We start from the raw sequence: 19,030 nt of genomic DNA, 5'->3' as shown, positions 1-19,030 counted from the left end.
GAAGGTGGCTTCGTGGCGGTGGCCGAATCCGTCGCCTGCTTCGTTCCGTCCGCGTCCGCTGTTGGAGTCGTCGGAGAACCGCAGGCGGTCACCAGGCAGACGGCCGCCACCGCAACCGACCTGTGCAGCACCATCCTGAGCACCGGGCATACTCCGCTCTCGCCGAGAGGCGCAGAGTACCAGCGCGCGACTTCAGCCGTCGGCCAGCAAAGCGACCCCCGGCGTCGTCGTTACGCTCCAACCGACGATTGGCCTGCGGAGTCGCATTGCGAAGCGTGCTTGAACTTATCGTCTACTCTCCGCAGATGGCTGACCCGAACTTCGACTGTCGCGACGATAGCGGTTGTGAAGGCGTGTTACCCGGTTGGCAATGCCCTTACGATGGTGGCATAAAATGCTGAGCGAATCGGCGTAACGCTTTTTCCTGTGCAGCTTCTTCAGCTCGCCGTCGATTGCGCTCATGGGTTTGCCTTGAAAACGCAGTTCGCAAGTCGGGAAGCGGCGGACATGTTACGGCCCAAATGGGGGTCCCAATCATTGCCGCTCTGATCTGACCGTCTCCCTGAGGATATTCAAGCCAACTAAATGCCTGAAACAGTACGTCAAGCTCTGCTCGGCCCGCTATATGACCGCTTCCCAAGGTGGAAGATATCGTTAACGCAGTTCTTATAGCATCTCCCGGATCCGTACCGCCAGCCCAGGAAGCCGCCTCACTGACGTCTTCGCGGTCTCCGGAGAACGAAGAGACAAGCCTCGCCATGCCTACAGGGGCTGAGGGATACCACCCACGGGGCCTGTCATTTTCGCCCGCCGAGTAGCCCTCGAAATTGCCTAACGAACCGCAGAGTCCGGCAAACGCAGGCCCCTCCTCCGTGTCCGCGAAACAGCTAAGCCAGGCGACGCGATGGCCGCCTTCCAGGAATGGCACCTCGGCCCACGTTACTTCCATCCGGGCCCGTACGTACATTCCAGGATGAAGTAATGTTCCAGTGTTATCACTAATCATTTCTGTAACTTGCCGAGCTAGCCAGTAATCATTGTTTTCCCGCCGGCGGGCCGAAGCCTTTAAGTCAACACCCGGAATTTTCGCAGTGACATCCAAGCCCACGCCACGACTGTACGCTTCATGTTGATCGAATATGTTCCTTACGATCCGTCGTGAGATATAGATGTATGTTTGAGGGAAGTTGTCTGTGGTCATACTCCTAGCGTATAAGTCCTGTGCAACTGCATCGGCGGGTAGGCCGTCTCCGTCACGGCAGGGAGAGCGTTGCAATCGCGACGCATTCAGGTCGGCCCGACAAGCTTCTTGTGAATGCCGAGCAGAGTTTTTGCGGATAGTCGCAGTGATCACGACCCGCCTCCCAGAAGGAGGTCACCAACACTGCCCGTACGGGTTGAGCGACAAAGACGGCGAACCCCTTGGCGAACTCGATCACTGCTTCGGTCACGCCAGCGGCGGCGTGACACAGGCTGAGAGAGCCGAAGTCCACGCCCATCCATCCTCGGCTCTTACCGTCACTGCCAGAGTCGAGCGCTTCGAGGAACTGAGCCTTCTGAGCGAGCGGGACGACTCGTCCGCCGGGTCGCATCAGGAAGTTGGTGACGGGCGACTCGGACAACGCGTTCTGCCTGTGCTGTCGCAGCTTGTACGCCTGGGAGTGGGCTGTGATGACGAAGGCCCGATCCGTCCCATGCTCGTCGCGGGCACCCCACGTAGAGCTGGGGGTGGTAGAAGATGTCGCCGACCACCGCGATGGCGGGCTGGGCGGCGGCGCGGGAGTAGACCAAGGCTCTTCCGTACTGACGTCGATCGTCTTGCGGAGTCGGCTGACCTCCTGGCTGCCTCGCTGCCTGAGGCTCGCTCACAAGTCCAGTACAAATCGTCCGGTTGCTCACGCGCGTTAATGTGTCCCGTGATCGTATGGCTCAACGGCACCCACGGCGCGGGCAAGACGACGACCAGCTCGCTCGTGCAGCAACTGATCCCGGATTCCCGGGTGTTCGACGCCGAGAAGGTCGGCGAGACGCTCATGGACATCACGCCAGGCCTCCCCGAGACGGACAACTTCCAGCACTGGCCGCCGTGGCGGCAGCTCGTCGTCGAGACAGCCCGCCGCGTGCTCGACTACACCGGCGGCACTTTGGTAATACCCATGACCGTCCTGGTCGAGCAGTACTGGTGGGAAATTAGTACGGGCCTCGCCCAATACGCCATCCCGGTAAGGCACTTCGTCCTCCACGCTGATCAAGACACCCTTCGCCGGCGTATCGAGGGAGAACACCCGATTCTGTCGCCGTTCCGTCTCAAGTACCTCGAGCCCTACGCCGAGGCGGCCCGCACGTGGCTGCATGCCGAGGCCGAGGTCGTCGACACCACGCACCTGACTCCCGCCCAAGCCGCCATGCAGATCGTCCTACGAGCTACCGGGGGAAGCTCAGCGGCCTAACCTCAGCTTGGGAATCGTCTTGATTCGTACGGTGGGTAGTCACGTCACGCGAGACACAGCTGCAGGGCATCGATTGCAGGACCGGCTGGGTATCGGTGTGGCCCCGTGTTGACCGCTGCGACGGGCACGGATCGGGCACGCCAATCGCACGCACGTTTCTCGGCGGACGACGCTAGCCCTCCGCTGGCGGGGACATCATCATGGTGGGTATGAGGAGAAGCCTCCCGCTGGTCGGCCTGGTCCTGGGAGCGCTCGGTGGGGCGCTCTGGGGCTGGTTGGGCGGCGACGGGTACGAGGCAGGAGACTCGGCGCTGGGCACCGGCCTGATGGGAGCGATCGTCGGGCTGCTGATCGGGGCCGTGGCCTACGGCCTGGCAGGTCGCGGCAGCCGGAACAGCCCCGGCCGGAACCGCTGAGAGAGAGGAGCATCATCGACTGCATCCGCTTGGATAGGCTCTTGTCCGTGTTCACGCGGCGCTCCATCGGGTCGCTTGATCGAAGGTTTTTGGTCAGCGGTATCCCCGTCAAGTAGCTCGCCGCACTGTGCCGCTTCCCGGCGGTCTTCTGCGGCAACGCCGACCGCTTGTTCCGTCACAGCCACTCGATCGCACCGGCCGCGTGCCGGTTCTCCGAATCGGCTGAGCGGCCCAGCACTGCCTTTCCTGGCGCCCACGATGGCCGAACCAATGATAGAGGAGCCGCTGATCAGTCGGGCCGGCGTGACCAGGACAGGGGCCACGCCTCCAGGCGAAGGACGATCTGCTGGAGGCTTGCCTCAAAAGCCTCTTCGCCAAGACCGCGCTCTCGGCGACGGAACCACAGCTCGTTCAGATCGTCCTCGATGGCCCCTAGCTCCATGAGTCGATCGGCGGATGCAAGAGCGCTCTTAATCAGCTCGTCCCGGCTGCCGGACCTGATGGTCAGCTTGTCAGCGAGTACGGCGAGTGTGCAGCGCGCCTCGGCGGCGATGCCGCGCCTGGTGGCCTCAACGGCCCGCAGGGTCCCCTCCGGGCCGTGAACGATCTCGGTGAACAAGCCGAGTAGCCGTGAGTTGCGCACGAGCGACTCATCAGCCACCATCCGCCCTTTCGCTGTGTTGCTCACGCCGCTGCGACCCTGACCGGCCTACTGCTGTACTTCGCCGTATCGGCCGCGATCGCGGCTACATCGGCCACACAAGGGCCAATGAGCTGCGGAGAAGTGGGCCGCCAGGGACTCGAACCCTGAACCTATGGATTAAAAGTCCACAGCTCTGCCATTGAGCTAGCGGCCCGCGCGCTCAGGTTACCCGACCATCCGGGCCCCGGCTGATGTCCGCCCCCGGTATGGAGGAGCGATGTCGATCTACGCTCGCCACGGCAGGCGAGCGGTGGATGACCGCCGTTGATGTTGCAGGGTCGAATCGTCCGCCGAGACGGCCAACTGACGAAGTGTAGGGCCCGCTGATGCCTGACCGTCGGGTCCACCGCTGGACACCCGAGGGCTGACCGTGAGATGCGTCCGCGGCTGCCCTCATACGGCGAGATTCCTCACCGCTTTGCCACCGGTATAGCTTCGTCACCGATATATTGAGGTCATGGCCACACCCACGCCGCTTCGGGAACCGACTTTCCTGATCCTCACCGCGCTCGCGCGGGAGCCCATGCACGGCTACGGCATCATCAGCGACGTCGCTGCCCTCTCCGGTGGGCGGCTGGCGTTGCGGCCCGGCACCCTCTACGGCGCACTCGACCGCCTCACTGACGAGGGGCTGGTGGAGCGGGACCACGAGGAGGTCGTCGAGGGACGGCTGCGCCGCTACTACCGGCTCACCGAAGCAGGCCGGTCCGTGCTCACCGCCGAGACCGAACGGCTACGCCGTAACGTCGAGGCCGCCAGCCAGCGGCTACAGGGCGGGCCCGCCGGCATCCCAGCCGCCGGCGGCACCTCACGCACCCGGGTCGACCTCCCGGGGGTGGTCGCCCGCCCCGTCCTTCGACCGACCGGAGGCCTGGCATGAACCAGCCCAACCCCGCGTCGGAGCAGGCCGGGTCACCGCTGGAATCCCGCTACCGGCGGCTGCTGCGGGCCTACCCGCGTGACTACCAGGCCGAGCGGGGCGACGAGATCGTCGGGACGTACCTCGACACGGTCGAACCCGGGCGGCGCTGGCCCTCCCCACACGACTCCGTCGACCTGCTCGGCGCCGGAATTCGGGAGCGACTGCGCGGGTACGGCGCCCTCGGGTTGGCCGCCGCTTTCCCGCTGGCCGCGACCGCCGCGCTGAACACTCTGGTCGCGGTCGCGATCTTTTTGCTCCTGCAGGTCGAGTTCGAAGACCCCCGGTTCGCCCGGCTGGACTCGGTCGGCCCGTTCCAGACCCTTGGCGCTGTCATCTGGCTGGGCTGGTTGTTCGTCGGCCTCGCCGCTACTGTGAGGCCGGGGGCCTGGGCCCGCACGGCCGCAGCCGGTGCTCTCCTGCTGACTGTCGCCGTGCCGCCCGTGGCCGCCCTTCTCGGACAACCTGGGCCGCCGCTGTTCGTGCTGCTCCCCGCCGTCGCGCTTGGCCTGGCCACCCTCGCGTTGCCCTCCCATCCCGGCCGGGCCGCGCGTAGCCTGCCGCTGCTCACGGCCGGCTACATGACAGCCGCATCCGCAGCGCTGAGCGCAGCCGAGAGCGGCGGGGGCATGTTCGTCTCGTACAGCTCTACTCCCGAGCTGCTCGCGATGGCCGGTGGGCTGATGTTCGCACTGATCCTGCTGGTCGGGCTCGGCCGGGCGCTGCGGGCCGACGACGCCGGCCTCTGGGCGGCCCTGTTGCTCGCCACGCCGGCCAGCCTGTTTGGCGCCAACATGCTCAGCCAGGGGATCTGGGGAAGCCGTGGCGGCGGACCCACCCCGGCGGCCTTCGCCATCACCACCGGGTCGATTCTTCTCGCGGGCGCGGCGCTGCTGACAGTCGCCGTCACAGGTCAGGCGGTACGACACCGCACCGTTCGGCGACGCGCGCTCGACAGCGCCTGCCCGACCTGCGGGCACCGGCGGAAGGTGACAGCAGTGGCGTGATCCTGACGCGGCGGCGTCAATGCCTTCTCTTCGGCGGGCATGGCGGTCAGTTCGAAGACGGGCGTCAAGACGCAGGTGGCGAGGGGTCGGGGTGCAGCCGTCCGTCGTCCTTCTGCAGTTGTTTGATCCGGCGGAGGCGCCAGGCCAACTCGCCGGCTATCTCATCCAGGTCGGCACCGTCCGCGATCCGAGCCGCGACCGCCTCGCGGAGTTCGCCGCGCAGCAGATCCTGCAGATTCTCGGCCATGTCAACTCCCGTCAGCGACCGTGGTACGTCAGCGCAGCCCACAGGGCAGGCTGGGTCAGGTCGATTGTCGCGACGGTGTGTAGGTGCGCACCGGTGAGGAATGGCGGCAAGATCCGATCGGGGTCGAGCAGCCACTGTTGCACCGCGTTGACGGCCGCTGCGGGTGGCATCTGATGGTCCACCAGGTGCAGGTGAACCATGAACAGCGTGAGCGCGGCGGCTGGGGCGGGTACCGGCCATTGCCAGCCGACGACGCCGACGAAATCTGCGTCGAGTAGGAAGGGTGCCGAGCCTTCGGAGAGGAGCACCAGGCCGCCCGCACCACGCATCGCTGTCGTGTCCAGCACCTCGTCGCAGGCGAGCTGGAGCTCGGTCGCGTGCAGTCCGCATGCCAGGTGTAGGAGGGAGGCGTCGGGCAGGCGGCTGAGCAGGTCGTCCGCCGTGCCGGGCGCTTCAGCCGACTCGATCGCGCGGCCGAGGCAGGCCGACCGTGGATAGAACAGCCGCCGTACGACCATGACCTCGGCCATTAACGAGTCGCGATCGCCTCGTGGATTGACCACGAAGAGCGGGCTGGCGTTGACGGGCACGAAGGGTCGCGAGGCCAGCCGGACCAGTTGGGCCCCGGACGACACGTGCGAGATCGCGACGTCCTGGACCAGGCGACGATCAGTGCTCGTGCGTACTGCGGCCAGTGCCAGCCGGTCAAGGCCGCCGGTCGCGGCCACCAGAAGGCGTCCGGCGGTCCACCGTCCGAGGATGGCCGGCAAGCCGGGGTCGTCCGAGGTCAGGAGGTTGGTCACTGGCACGTTGCCGAGCAGGTCGAGCTGTTCGGTCGCCGAGTGGAGGCACAGCACCCCGGCGGTCCGTCCCGCATCGTCGGTGGGATGCAGATAGAGCAGGGCTGCCGCGCCCACCTCCCGGGCGGCGGCGGCGACCGATGCCGTGCTCGACACCTCCGGTGCCGCTCTGACCTGCTGCGAGACCCCGGTAATGACCGAGACGACGTCCTGGGCGAGCAGGTCGTGCGGTTGCTCGGGGGAGACAGCGGCGATCTCCAGGGCGGTGAACGCCTCCATGCCCCGTCCCTCGGCGAGCATCCATCCGGCGAATCGGGCCGCGCGGCGCCGATCCGGGTCCGGACCACGCAGCGCGTTCAGCCCGGCATCCCGGCTCAGCTCGGCGTCTCCGACGGCGGCGCGTTTCCGGTACGCCTCTGCGAGCCGCCACCAGCTACGGGTGCGTAAGCCATCGTCGTCGAGCGTACGAGTCGCACCGGACAGCAATGGGATCGCGGCGTCCACGTCGTGTAGCTCAAGTCGGACTGCGCCGAGGACCGCGGCCGTTCGCGGCGAGGTCCGTTCCGAGGCGGCGTCGAGCGCCGCGCGAAGGGCTGTCCGGTCGTCGCGGAGCAGGGCGTCGAGCAGCTCGACGCGATTGCCGAGGGCCGGGTCGACGGCGATGGGCTCGCCAGCGCGCACCGCTGCGGCAAGCCGGGCATGCCCGACGGCGGTGGACAGCGCGTGCTGCCAGGGATGGTCGGCCGGCACAGCGGCAGCGAAGGCGTCGGGGTCGATCGGGGCCTTGGTCCGAAGCGCGATCACCGTGCGGCACAGCTGCGCGAGCGCGATCACCGTGGGCGGCCGAGATGGAATCTTCTCGGCGTACGAGAAGAGGGTGTCAGCGATCTCGGTGATCGCGCCCGACAACGGCCGTGCGTCGTCGAGCAGACCGCCGAGCGCCTCGACGACCACGATCGCGGCCGGGTGGTCCGGCGGGACGGCCCCGGCGGCGGCCAGAAGCTGCGCGGCGGCGGCGAGGAGGGTGCCGTCGATCGCGTCCTCATCGTCGTCACCCCAGCCGCTGCCGTCGCGGCTCTGTCGCAGACAGAGCCCGGTCGCTGCCAGCAGCCGATCGAGGCCCTGCTCCACAGGCTCGCCGCCCTCTTCGGCGTCGACCGCATTGGCTGCCGCCCCGACGAACGCGTCCAGATCGCCGGCCGCCACCGCCGAAGGGCCGGCGATCAGCAGTGCACGGGCCTGCTCCCAGACGGGGATCCCCGGGTCGGCGACCAGTGAAGCGAGCCGGTCCCGCGCTGCCTCGCGCGCCGAGCTCGGATCGGTGGACACCGCCGGGGCGGGCGCGGGCCGACGGGGCGGAACCGTCGGTCGGAGGTGCGCGGCGCCCTGCATGACGGTGATCGGATAGTCGAGCGAGTCACCGAGCACCCAGGAGACCGACGGCATGCCGGTCTGCTGCAGCCGTTGCAGTATCGACAGGGCCTCCATGATCTTGCCGAGGTCGAAGCGAGCAAGGTCGCCGCCGAGCAGTGGTTGAATCGACTCCACGAGGGTGAGCAGGGTGCGGGCCGCAGCGCTGATCTCGGCGCTGAGCGGCGGCCCGTCGATGATCTCGCGGAACAGCCGAGCCGCCTCATCCGCGTCCTTGCGCGAATCTGGCGGCAACCCACCGAGGAACCCGGCCCGGGCAGCGGCTGGGTTGAGCGCTTCGGTCGCCCGGCCGAGGAACAGTTGGCCGAGGGAGAGGCGCGCCATCGCGGCCAGCGTCGGCGGGAGGTTGGTGAACGTGAGCGCCTCGCTGAGCACAAAGATGCCGGTGTCCCGGTCCTTTGGGCCACCCCCGTGCGCGCCATGCCGGGTGGACAGAAGCCAGCCGAGGAAGACGGCGATCTGACCACGCGCCGGGTCGTTGGCGTCGAGCAGGCGATAGGCCTTGTCCCACACCTCGATCGCGGAGGACAGGTCGCTGAGCGCTGCGGGCCGGCCCGGGCCGGCCCGCCAGTATTCCTTGGTCAGCTCCTGCCCGAGCCGCAGCAATGTCGGCAGCTGTGCTGGACCATCCGCCCCGGACAACTCACCTCGAAGTTTGGTGATTCTCTCATTCATGGTGCTGCCACCCTTCAAGCGCTCACTGTCCCCAGTGGACGAACCCGGCCCACGACACGACACGTGCCGGTTCGGTCTTCTCGAGCATCCGGCGGAGCGGAACGGGCATGTGCTGGGGTGCCCGCCGGTCGCCGTCGAGCATCCACATCTGCGCCCGGCGCAGCGCGTCCCACGGCGAGCAGTGCTCGATCACGAGGAAGTGGTGGAGCATGTACATGAGTAGGGAGGTGTCCTGGTCCGGGATGCTCCATTGGGTGGACAGCACCGATCGCGCGCCGGCCGCCAGGAACATCGTGCCAAGGCTGTACGCCTCGTCGTACCCGTGAATCGACCGGCCGGTATGGCAGGCCGCGAGCACCACGAGCCCGACCGGATGTCGGTCGGCCTTGGTCATGGCGTCGATCAGTTCGTCAGCGGTGAGGTCGCCGCCGGCCAGGCACAGACGCGACGACGCGGATACACGAGCCGTCTCCATCACGCCGTGCGATGCGAGGTGCAGCATCGTGCCCGCCTGCCCGCCGTCGGCGCGCAGCCAGGACCGTACGTCGTCGGCCGTGCCCGCCCCGGAACGACTGACGTTCCCGTCCGGCCTCCGGCCGACGTAGGTCGCGCCGGGGTAAAAGACCTGATGGATCGCATACGCCTCGAGCCGCGCCGAGTGCAGATCGACTGCCCGCCCACCGGTGTCCGGGTCGGCGAGCACCATTCCGCCCGAGGTCAATCGCACCGGCTCGGCCGCCGCTGTGGCACACAGCATCCGGGCTGACGCTGCCTGGGAGAGCGCGACACGCTCGACCGCGTAGGTGCCGTCGGGACTACGCGCTGCCTGCCACGGCACCCGGGCCAGATCGCCCATCGGGATGAGCACGAGACGCGGCACCCGTTCCGCACCCAGGTATGGCTTGAGCAGTGGCCCCATCGCGGCCTTCCACGCCCACCCACAGAGTGCGTCGATGCTCCCGGCGAATTGGTCCGAGTCGACAAGTTCCACCTCGCGTACGAGGCCTGCCCCTCGGGATGCCATCGCGGTGAGGTAGCGCTCGACGTCCGTGCCCTCTTCGATCGCGAGGTGCGGCAGGGCCAGGTACCGCGGCGGCCCCTCAGCAGGGGCGATCACCGCCCAGCCCGGTGCGGGCGGTTCGGCGGGCACCAGATAGACCAGTGCGTCCACCCCGAGTTGGCGCAGCGCGTCCTGCACCTCGTCGAGGTCGGGCGGATCGAGCAGACCGGTGTCCCCGACCAAGACTTCGAGGACCTGCTCACGCAGGAGGGGTGGCGGATGTTTCGTTGCGCTCCACTGGGCGGCCAGGTCGCGGTGCCCGGCCTCGGTGAGCCGGGTGTACGGGTCACGAAGCTCGGTCGCGGCGAACAACATCAGCCCGCGCCCGGCATCCAGTGCCCGCAGCGCGTCTGCGGGTTGATGGGCCACCAGACATCGGCGGGCCGACGCGATGGCCTCCTCGGCCGCGCCCCGGGCGACGGCCCGGGCGGAGGCCGGGTCAGGTTGCAGGAGCACCCGCCACGTGTATCCGCGCAGCCCTTCGAGTGCGGCGAGCCGGTGCGGTGCGGCCTCGCCGCGTCGCTGTCGGAGCTCAGCGAGCATCGTGTTGACGAACGACCAGTGCGGGTGTGCCGCGCCCCCGGCCAGCTTGCGGGCCTCCTCCAGCACCGTGATCGCCTCGTTGACATCGGCGAGCGAGCCGCCGACCTCGGCGCGGTGGGTCAGGCCCAGCGCGAGGGAGGCCAGTTGGAAGACGTGGTCCGGATGATCGTCGGGAGTCAGCGTCACGGCTGCACGGAGGTCTTTGATTCCCGCGTCAATCTTGGTCAGGTCCTTCTCGGCGCCCTGGCGCATTGCCATGCCGCCCCGGGCCACCAGGTGGAATGCGCGCATCGCGTCGGTCGAGCCGGGGCCGGCCACCGGCACCTTCGGATGCTCCTCGTCCGCCGCCGCCCGCATGGCAGCGAGCATCGGCGCGACCTCGGCCATTGCCTCCCGTAGCGGGTTTCCCGGCTGCAGGTCGCCGGCCTGCGCCAGCATGTCGGACAACATGGCGAGGGCGGTCTCGGTGTCGCCGTCCTGCTGAACCAGAAGGGCGTCGAGGTAGTTCGGCATCATCGCGAGCATCGGCGCGACATCGGGATCATCTGCCGCCAGTTCGCCGAGGTTCGCCAGCGCGGCGCGGATCGTGCTCGTGTCACCGATTGGGAGTCCGGCTGCCAGCCCCAGTCCGGACAGCGCGGCCTCAGCTAGCGTCCGAACCTGGGGGACGTCGGAGAACTCCGCGGCCAGCTCGTTCATTTCGGCCATGGCCGCGCGAGGATCGATGAGGTCCCGGTCGGCGGCCGCCCGCAGCACGTCCTGGATACGGGCGACGGCACCCGCCTGCCTGATGGTCTCGGACTCGTCCGGCTGCGTCATCGATCTCTTTCCCCTCTGCCTGCCTCCTACCGTTCTGACGGACGATCCCCGCAGCGGAGCAGCTCGACGACCGTCTCGACGATGCGATTCAGCCGATCCGAATCGCCGATCAGTGCCTCCACCTGTTCCGGGTCGGCCGGGCTGTCGCCGGGTCGGCGGTCCAGGCCGTGCGCGGCCGGAAGCGCGCCGAACACCGTGCCCAGCACCTCGGCGACCAGATCGTGCAGGTCGTCTCCGGAGTCCATTCGGTGCTTCATCAGGGCGATCGCCTGGGAGGCCAGCTCCAGCAGCAGCGCTTCGTCCTTCTCGTGCCGCTCGACCAAGGCCAGTAGCTCTGGCTCGGCATACCCGCCGGACGAGTCGCGGGACGGGAAGTGGACCGGTGCCCGCTTGTGGCCGAGCGGCCGTTCGACGTTCCTCTCGTACCAGCTGGGTCGCCGCCGCATCGCGGTCAGCACAACCTCGATCTCGTTGGCTACTACCGGGTCTCCAGCCTCGTGGTTGCCGGTGAGCGTGGCCCGCCGCTCGGCCCAGGCAGTCACCGGCCACAGCGATGTGCCGGCCGTTGCCTCGGTGCCGGCCCACTCGAGGATCGACTTGGCCAGTTCGACAAGCCACGCGTCCCGGTTCAGCCCGTCGGCCAACCACTTCGGCACCCGGGGCCGCTGCGGTGCGCCGCGCTGGCCCCGGCGGCGACGGTACCCGTCGATCGTGGCCCTTCGCATCCACGTGGTGAGCCAGCCCTCAAGGTTCTCGATCGGCATGTCCGCGCGGGCGAACAGGTCGTCGAGTACGGCTTCGACGTCGTCGTGGAAGTGGTCCAGGCAGTCGGGTGCGAGCCGTTCCACGCTCGTCGCGCACGTCTGGTGGCCACGCTTGCGCTCGACCGGCCGCGTCACCCGCAGGAAGACCAACGGCCAGGCGATCTCCGAGCCGCCGACACGGAGGCGTCGGCGCTCCTCGGCTGACGCCTCCCGGTAGTAGTGGGCGAGCAGCCCTTGGTGCGCCAGCTCTCGGACCATTTCCGCAGCGGTGGTCTGCTTTTCGGGATCGGCCACGACAACTCCTCCGTACCTAGACGCGTGCATCGATCGTCTTGGTTGGGGCAGTAGCCGGACGAGGCCCGGTGGGAGAGATACCGGAAAATACGTACGTGGCCCGTCGGATACGTACGGGCCACGTACAGGTCGTTCGGTCAGGACATTTCGCTCGGGCGCGGGCCCCAGTTGAAGTGGAGCACCGCAGTGGCGGTGGCCGCGCCGTTGAGGAACACGGTGACGGCCCGCCCGGCGGAGTCGTACAGCTTCAGCTCGACGGTCGTGCGGTTGGTCATCGCCTCCCTGACCAGGCGGCTGACGGCTTCCGCGTCGGCGTCGGCGATGAACCACTCGGCCTGGTCGATGATGAGCTTCTTGGTCATGTTCGTACTCCTTCGTAGTTGGACGGTTGGTGCAGGGTCACGCCACCTCGTCGATGGCGAACGTGAAGGAGAAGTCCTGCGGGTGCCGCTCGTGGCGGCCTACCCCGAACCGCTCCTGGCTCAGCAGCGAGGTGCGGTACAACCCGATGTTCGGACCCACCACGCGAGTCAGCAGCTCGTATGCCGTGTTGACGAGGACCGCGCCAGCGCCCACCACCGCGACCGCCACGGCGGCGTGCGGCGCGGTCAGGGCCAACTGAGCCATCTGGGTACCGGCCGCCTGCACCACCGGGCTGGTGAGCTTCTCCTCCAGCAGCGCGCTGAGCGCGAGGCTGTCGGCGGTGTCCCGGGAGACCCAGACCGCGATGTCGAGGAAGTCCACGGCCGGTCCGTGGTAAATCAGTACGTCGTCGAGCGGAAGCCGCTCGCCGTCGTGCACGTTGCTGAATCGCATGGTCGACGCGCGGTAGACCGGCTGCTCGCCGGAGCCGCCAGTGAGAACGACGGCGTCCACCCGGATGTCCGCGCTGCGTAGCGCGCGGTTGCGGTGCACGACCAGTTCCGCGATGCGGACCGCGACCTTGACCGGCAGCCCGCCGCGTGGCGACAGCAACCGGATCGACTGATCCGGTCGGTCGTCGATCAGGAACGTGGCCCGCTCGGCGGCCGGCGGGGGCATCGGGCTCAGCGTGAAATTGATCGGCTGGACTCCGTAGCGAACCTGCGCGATGGGCGCGTCGCCGACCTCACGGCTCCCGCCGGTGGCGATCTGGGCCAGCAGCCTCTCCAGCCCCGACCGGGCTGCGAGCCGGTCTGCCTCGACGCGAAGGCCGTGCTGCTGCAGCACGGAGGCGTCGACCGGGCCGTCGCTGATCAGCACCAGCACCGTCTCGGGTCGCGGAAACGCGGTATCGACGCCCGCGGGCCAGGTGATCTCTACGCCGGTCAGCCGCTGGCGGTCCTCGTTCCAGCCGTACGTGTAGGAGGTGCCCGGCGCGAGCCGGACGCCGCCCGGGTCGGACTGGGTGAGGACCGCGATTCGGGACGAGACGCCGATGTCGATCAGCGAGACGAACATCGGGCGGTCACCCTCGTTGCTCAACCGGAAGTAGATGCGGTCGCCGGCGTACGCGAAGAGCAGCGCGCCGGAGAGCGCCATCGGCTCCTCCTGGCCGTCCCGCACCCGCCCCCACTCGGTCCGGACCGCGTGCTCGAGGGGGCGGTCTGGGTCTCCGGCCAACCGTCGCAGCGCGGTCGCCTGGGCGAGCCGCTGCAGGTTCGTGATGATCGAGTTGATGCCCGCCGACGTCGCCGGGTACGGCGGGTGCAGCGGCCCCGCCTCGTCCCGCACCACCAGCCGGCTCTGCTCGTCCACCGTGACTTCGACGGTCGCGTGGAGGTCCGGGTCCGCCGGTCGCAGCATCGGGCGCGGCGCCATCGCGTGGATCAGGTCCGCGGTCACGGGATGGTCCGTCGGCAGGCGCACCGACATGGTGGGTGCGGCCGCGGTGGTGCGGTGCGCGCGGGCGTCGGCGGGCAACGCCTGTCGCGAGCGGACGAGCCCGAGCTGCGCGACCGCCGCCGTGGGCAGCAAACGCGTGACTGTGGCATGGCCGAGTGCCGGGCCGTCCTTCGGCCCGGTCGCAGCGCTCGGCATGAGCGCGAACTCGTCGCCCACCTCGACGCCGAGCAGCGGGGCGCCGAGCAGGTGGATTCGGTCCGTGCCGTCGAGAGCGACAGGCAGCGTGTCCAGTACGTCCAACTCGGTCGTCTCGAACGGCTGCCGGCCGGATGGCCCTTCCACCTCGGGTCGCTGCGTGGACACGAACGTCTGCACGTGCCGGCGGATCGTGTCCATCAGCGTGGACCAGTTGATCCGTACCGTGTCCGACTCGCGCAGCGCCCGGGTCAGCGCGTCGGTGAGCAACCCCATCTCGACGCCGTCCCGGTTGGCGCCCTCCAACGCTGACTCCGACGGCGAACAGGCGACCACCCGCACCGCGCGCGGGTTGCTGATCAGCGACCGTCGGTCGATCGGCAACCGGCCGGCGACGAGCCGCTGCACGTGCCTGTCGACGCTCGCGTACGTCGGATGCCACCGCCCCGGCGCCGGCCGCAGCAGCGCCTTCACCCGCCTGTCGGCATGCCGGGACATGTGCGCGGCGTGGCAGCAGTCAAGCACAACTGTGACGTTCGGGGTCTGGTCGGTCAGCCGGGAGAGCAGCACGGACAGCTCGACGTCGGTGATACCGCGGAAGTCGGCGTCGTCGGAGTCGGCGTAGTCGTCCGGCACGATGAACTGCAGGTCTCGCCCGTCCGGCGCCAGTAGGCGGCCGCCGTGGCCGCTGTAGTAGACGACGAACGCGTCGTCCGCGTTCGCGCCCGCGATGAGCTTTTCGTACGCGTCCAGGATCCCCGCCCGGGTGGCGTTCGGCGTCACCAGCGGCTGGACATCGAAACCGCGTAGTTCCAACACCTGAGTCATCGCCTTGACGTCGTTGAACACGCCGGTCAGGCCGTTGGTCTGCGCACCGATCAGGAGGGCTTTCCGCGTCATGCCCGTCTCTGACGGACAGGAGCGTTCGTGGTCAGTCGAACATGCCTTCGCGGCGGGCCAGCGCCACCGCCTCGACGGCGCTGTGCACGCCGAGCTTCAGGTACACCCGCCCGAGCTGTTTCTCGACGGTCCGGTGGGCCACACCCCGCGCGTTCGCGATCCGGGTGGTGTCGTTTCCGTCGTAACGGAGGCGGAGAGTCTGGAATTCGGCTGGCGTCAGGTTGTATGGCCGCTTGGCCGGCACCGGTCGCTCGGCCAGGTCCAGGCCGATCTTCGAGGCCAGCGCCCGCACCCGCTCGCGCAGCGGCCCGGCGCCGAGCGTCTTCGCCGCGAGGTAGGCATTTCGGGCTGGCTCGCGGGCGTCGGAACGGTCGCCGGCCGCCACCGCCGCGACTGCTTGCTGCCAGTGGGCGTACGCCGCCGGATACGGTCGGTCGAGCTCCGCCCAGCCGGAGGCGACCCGCTTCCAGCCGACCGCAGTGTCCGCGCCTCGGATGCGCTGTCGTTCCGCCTTGCACAGCTCAACGAGCTGGTCGATCTCTGTGGTCGACGGGCGTTGCCGGGCGTCCCAGGCCAGTCGGGCGAGCTGGTCGCCGACAGTCGCCGCGCCCTTCGGATCCGTGGACGCCCGGTCGGCTGCGCAGCGCAGACCCACCGCGCACAGCCGCAGCAGCTCCAGTGTGTTCTCGCCGTGCCGGACCGCTGCCACGCCCCGGGCCACCTCGTCGGCGGCGCGGGACAGATCACCCTCGCCGATCGCCAGCTCGGCCCGGATCGCGTGCAGCGGCCCAAGGAATCGGGGGTCCTTGCCGTGTTCCACGTTCTCGATCGAGGCGAGCAGCTCACGTGCCTGCGGAAAGGCGCCGCGCGCCACCTTGATGTCGGCGAGCGTGAGACGCGGGTAGAGGCTCTCCGCTGGGAGCCGGTCCCGCGTCACCTCGGTGATGATCCCCTCGGCGTCGTCCCACTCGCCCAGCAACACGAGCGCGGCGCTTGAGTTGTTGGCCAGGATGGTGCCCTGCCGGGTGCTCGCCAGGTCGAGTCGGCGCGCCTCGTCCAACCCGTCCATCGTCACCTCGGCGGACTCTCGCAAGCGTCCGGCGTGCTCCAAGACCAAGCCCAGGTTCCCGTACGCTCGGAACAGGTCCTCAATGTGGTTAACAGATCGGGCAATGTCGATTGAACGCCGCAGGCGGGCTTCGCCCTCGGGGTCGCCCAGCATCCCGAGCGCGAGCCCGGAGACGTTGAGCGCCCGGCCCACCTCAGCATCGGCCTCGACCTCAGTCGCCATGACCAACGCTTCCTCGGCGGTCCGGCGACCCTCCTGGTACTGGCCAGCCTGTAGGTGCGCCAGCGCGATCCCGGCCAGGACGCGCGCCTTGACCGCCGACGACGGGCTGTCGTCCAACAACATCGCCGCCTCGCGGAACACCCCGCCGGCCTCGGCCCGCCGACCGGCCTCCCCGAGATAGGTGGCGCGCCGCTCGTGCAGCTCGCCTAGCCGCCCCGGCCTGCCTCCGTGGTCCGGCGCGTCGATCGCCTCCTGGATGAGTTCGAGGGCCTGGTCGATGTGCCCAGACCAGCGGCCGGCCTCGGCGGTCTCGGCGAGCAGTTGCGAGCGGGTCATGCCGGCCTGCGCCTCGGGATCGTCGACCTGCTGCCACAGGCGCAACGCCCGGCCGAACTGCACCTCCGCGGACGGGAACGCCAAGGTGCGCGCCGCGATCTGGCCAGCCTGCACGGCGTACCGGAGCGCCTGCGGCCAACTGCCCGCTTGATACCAGTGGCTGGCCTGCTCTGCCACGATCGAGCTCTCGGTCAGGCACAGCCGAGGGTCGGCGGCCAGCGCCTCGGCCATCGCGACGTGTAGGTCGACCCGGGTGTCCCGGACCGTCTCGTGGTACACCGCCTCCCGTAACAGCGCGTGCCGGAAGCGGTACACGTCCTCATCCTGGCCGGCGACGAGCATCTGCTGGTCGAAACACTCCTGCAGGGCGTCGCGCAGCGTCTCGATGGGCAGCCCGCTGACCGTACGCAGCAGCCGGCGACTCATCGCTCGACCGGCCACAGCCGCCACCCGCAGCACCTTGAGTGCGTCCTCGCCCAACCCACTCAGCCGGGCGAGCATCACCGACCTGATGTTCGACGGCAGCTCGACGTCCTCGTCCCGGCCCGCCAGAGCACCGGTGGCCATCAACTGCTCGGCATAGAACGGAATTCCGTCAGACCACCGTAGGCAACGCTCGACGAGTCTCGGGTCGACCCGGCCGGGGCTCCCTGCAGCGACAAGGCTCCGCATCTCCTCCAGGTTGAACGCGGGCAGCTCGAAGCGTTCGGTGCGACGCAGGAACGTGGTGCCGGCGAACAGGTGCCACAGGGGGTCGCCGCGCCGAAGGTTGGCCCGGTAGGTGCCGACGAGCAGCAGCCGGCGGCCGTCCGGGTGCGCCTGCGCGAGGTGCCGGACCAGGTCGAGAGTGGAGGGGTCGGCCCAGTGCAGGTCCTCCACGATCAGCACTACCGTGGCGTTCTTCCCGATCTCATCAAGCATCCGGCGCACCGCGAGGAAGACCTGCTGGGGCGCCCTCATCGAGTCGCTCCCGAGATCGAAGAAGGCTTTCAGCTTCCCGTACGCCGGGCCACCGAGCTCCGCGGCACGCACCTCGCCGTGCTCCCGGCCGAATGTCTCAAGCGCCTCCAGCAGCGGCCCGTACGGCATCGGGTCGCCGAAGTGCTCCTCGCACGAGCCGGACAGCACATGGGCGCCGGAATCACGCGCCTGGAGCGCGAACTTGCCCAGCAGTCGGCTCTTGCCGACACCTGGCTCGCCGCCGACCAGCACCGTACGGGCCGTACCCTGCCCAACCTCGGACAGCCGACGCCGCAACTTGCCTAGCTCGTCCTCGCGACCGACGAACACCGACTCCTCGGGCACGTGCACCACCCTCACCCAGACTCATCGATTCTGCCCGATGCCGATGATCTCCAGAACCGCAGCCACGATCCGGTCCAATTCGCCGGCGTCGCACAGCACCCGCTCAAGGCGGTCGTCGTACGCCCGGCCGACGTGGCCGCCTTCGAGGTCCCTGCCGAACACCGTGTTGAGGACCTCGGCCACCACGATCCGGGCCGGCTCGCCACGGGTCAGGCGGGCCTGGATGAGCTGAACCGCGCCGTGTGCCAGCGCGGTGAGTTGGCGCTCCTGCAGGGTGCCGGCGTACGTCGAGGGATCACCTCGGTCGTCGAGCTGTGCGGTCGAGGCGACCGGGGGCTGCTTGTGGCCGAGCGGCACCTCGACGTACTGCTCGTACCACCGTGGTCGGCGGCTCATCGCGCGCAGCACGGCGCGTACGTCGGCGTGCACGTCGGCCTCGCCGTACGTCGACCAGCCGCCGTGCCGCTCGCAGCGCCGCACCACCCAGCTCTCGGTCGGCCACACTTCATAGCCTGCGGTGGCTGGCGTGCCTACCCAAACCAGCATCTGGGTCGCGAGGTCGATGAGCCACGGATCGCCGTCCAGCTCTCTGGCCAGCCAGTTCGGCACTCGAGGGCGCTGCAGCGCGCCATTCGCCCCACGGCGCCGGCGGTGCCCGTCGACCGTGGCCGGAAGCAGGCGGCTGGCGATCCAGCCCTCCAAGTTCTCGATCTGACTGTGTGCCTTGCGGATGACGTCGTCGACCACGGCCTCGACGTCGTTCTCGAATCGGTCCAAGCAATCGGCCGCCAGGTGTTTCACCGAGGCCGCGCAGTTCACGTGCCCCCGGCGGAGCTCGATTTTCTGGGTCAGCCGCCGGTAGACGATCGGCCAGGCGATGGAGTACGTCGCACCGGTCAGCCGCAGCCGGTGGGTTCCCGAGGCACTCGCGATCGTGGTGGCGAGCAGCCCGCGACGTGCCAGTTCCCGGACCTCGCCGATGCCGTCAGTGTGGGTCGATCCGAGCACGACGCCTCCTCAGAATGGGACCATCGACGGTGACTCACAATGA

The 19,030-nt window shown here is 68.8% G+C and carries 15 protein-coding genes and 1 tRNA gene; 4 read left to right on the top strand and 12 right to left on the bottom strand.

Features of this window, described 5'->3' with window-relative positions; translation table 11 throughout:
* Window positions 1-376: 376 nt before the first annotated feature.
* Together ACIBD9_RS04125 and ACIBD9_RS04120 are read right to left on the bottom strand one after the other, a co-directional pair.
* On the bottom strand, window positions 377-1,201 hold the full coding sequence (locus tag ACIBD9_RS04125) for a DUF7019 family protein (protein ID WP_396714334.1): 825 nt from the start codon (window positions 1,199-1,201) through the stop codon (window positions 377-379).
* 52 nt (window positions 1,202-1,253) lie between these two features.
* The gene (locus ACIBD9_RS04120; protein ID WP_396714332.1) at window positions 1,254-1,622 is read right to left on the bottom strand and encodes a hypothetical protein; all 369 of its coding nucleotides are present in this window, start codon (window positions 1,620-1,622) and stop codon (window positions 1,254-1,256) included.
* A 294-nt stretch (window positions 1,623-1,916) separates the two neighbouring features.
* On the opposite strand from ACIBD9_RS04120, the gene ACIBD9_RS04115 reads away from it, so the two are divergent.
* Together ACIBD9_RS04115 and ACIBD9_RS04110 are read left to right on the top strand one after the other, a co-directional pair.
* Entirely contained in the window at window positions 1,917-2,450 is a 534-nt protein-coding gene (locus ACIBD9_RS04115; protein ID WP_396714331.1) for an AAA family ATPase, read from the top strand.
* Window positions 2,451-2,659: 209 nt separating this feature from the next.
* The gene (locus tag ACIBD9_RS04110; RefSeq protein ID WP_396714329.1) at window positions 2,660-2,866 is read left to right on the top strand and encodes a hypothetical protein; all 207 of its coding nucleotides are present in this window, start codon (window positions 2,660-2,662) and stop codon (window positions 2,864-2,866) included.
* Window positions 2,867-3,155: 289 nt separating this feature from the next.
* On the opposite strand, the gene ACIBD9_RS04105 is transcribed toward ACIBD9_RS04110, so the two are convergent.
* Together ACIBD9_RS04105 and ACIBD9_RS04100 are read right to left on the bottom strand one after the other, a co-directional pair.
* Complete coding sequence (locus ACIBD9_RS04105; protein ID WP_396714327.1) at window positions 3,156-3,554, bottom strand: hypothetical protein; 399 nt, start codon at window positions 3,552-3,554, stop codon at window positions 3,156-3,158.
* A gap of 97 nt (window positions 3,555-3,651) precedes the next feature.
* Window positions 3,652-3,723, bottom strand: a tRNA-Lys gene (locus tag ACIBD9_RS04100).
* 303 nt (window positions 3,724-4,026) lie between these two features.
* Between ACIBD9_RS04100 and ACIBD9_RS04095 the strand changes: the two genes are divergently transcribed.
* Both ACIBD9_RS04095 and ACIBD9_RS04090 read left to right on the top strand, forming a co-directional pair.
* Entirely contained in the window at window positions 4,027-4,449 is a 423-nt protein-coding gene (locus ACIBD9_RS04095) for a PadR family transcriptional regulator (RefSeq protein WP_396714325.1), read from the top strand.
* On the top strand, window positions 4,446-5,495 hold the full coding sequence (locus tag ACIBD9_RS04090; protein WP_396714323.1) for a GlsB/YeaQ/YmgE family stress response membrane protein: 1,050 nt from the start codon (window positions 4,446-4,448) through the stop codon (window positions 5,493-5,495). The genes ACIBD9_RS04095 and ACIBD9_RS04090 overlap by 4 nt, the downstream gene beginning before the upstream one ends.
* A gap of 64 nt (window positions 5,496-5,559) precedes the next feature.
* Here ACIBD9_RS04090 and ACIBD9_RS04085 read toward each other — a convergent pair whose 3' ends face one another.
* The 8 genes from ACIBD9_RS04085 to ACIBD9_RS04050 form a co-directional block, all read right to left on the bottom strand.
* Window positions 5,560-5,742: a hypothetical protein gene (locus tag ACIBD9_RS04085; RefSeq protein WP_396714321.1), complete on the bottom strand. Its 183-nt coding sequence runs from the start codon at window positions 5,740-5,742 to the stop codon at window positions 5,560-5,562.
* 11 nt (window positions 5,743-5,753) lie between these two features.
* A complete protein-coding gene (locus ACIBD9_RS04080) occupies window positions 5,754-8,648 on the bottom strand; it encodes a hypothetical protein (RefSeq protein ID WP_396714319.1) in 2,895 nt (964 codons plus the stop codon).
* Window positions 8,649-8,670: 22 nt separating this feature from the next.
* On the bottom strand, window positions 8,671-11,070 hold the full coding sequence (locus ACIBD9_RS04075; protein ID WP_396714317.1) for a CHAT domain-containing protein: 2,400 nt from the start codon (window positions 11,068-11,070) through the stop codon (window positions 8,671-8,673).
* 26 nt (window positions 11,071-11,096) lie between these two features.
* Entirely contained in the window at window positions 11,097-12,128 is a 1,032-nt protein-coding gene (locus tag ACIBD9_RS04070; RefSeq protein ID WP_396714315.1) for a hypothetical protein, read from the bottom strand.
* Window positions 12,129-12,265: 137 nt separating this feature from the next.
* Window positions 12,266-12,490 (bottom strand): hypothetical protein, encoded by a 225-nt coding sequence (locus tag ACIBD9_RS04065; RefSeq protein WP_396714313.1) that lies wholly within the window; start codon window positions 12,488-12,490, stop codon window positions 12,266-12,268.
* 37 nt (window positions 12,491-12,527) lie between these two features.
* The gene (locus ACIBD9_RS04060) at window positions 12,528-15,047 is read right to left on the bottom strand and encodes a caspase family protein (protein ID WP_396714311.1); all 2,520 of its coding nucleotides are present in this window, start codon (window positions 15,045-15,047) and stop codon (window positions 12,528-12,530) included.
* Between the two features lie 31 nt (window positions 15,048-15,078).
* Entirely contained in the window at window positions 15,079-17,994 is a 2,916-nt protein-coding gene (locus tag ACIBD9_RS04055; protein ID WP_396714309.1) for a helix-turn-helix transcriptional regulator, read from the bottom strand.
* Window positions 17,995-18,000: 6 nt separating this feature from the next.
* The gene (locus tag ACIBD9_RS04050; RefSeq protein ID WP_396714307.1) at window positions 18,001-18,987 is read right to left on the bottom strand and encodes a hypothetical protein; all 987 of its coding nucleotides are present in this window, start codon (window positions 18,985-18,987) and stop codon (window positions 18,001-18,003) included.
* Window positions 18,988-19,030: the final 43 nt, after the last annotated feature.

Origin of the sequence: Micromonospora sp. NPDC050784, assembly GCF_044456765.1 — a bacterium.
Taxonomy (GTDB): Bacteria; Actinomycetota; Actinomycetes; order Mycobacteriales; family Micromonosporaceae; genus Micromonospora; species Micromonospora foliorum.
Note: the sequence above shows the minus strand (reverse complement) of the source record. Positions and strands in the feature narration are given on the sequence as shown.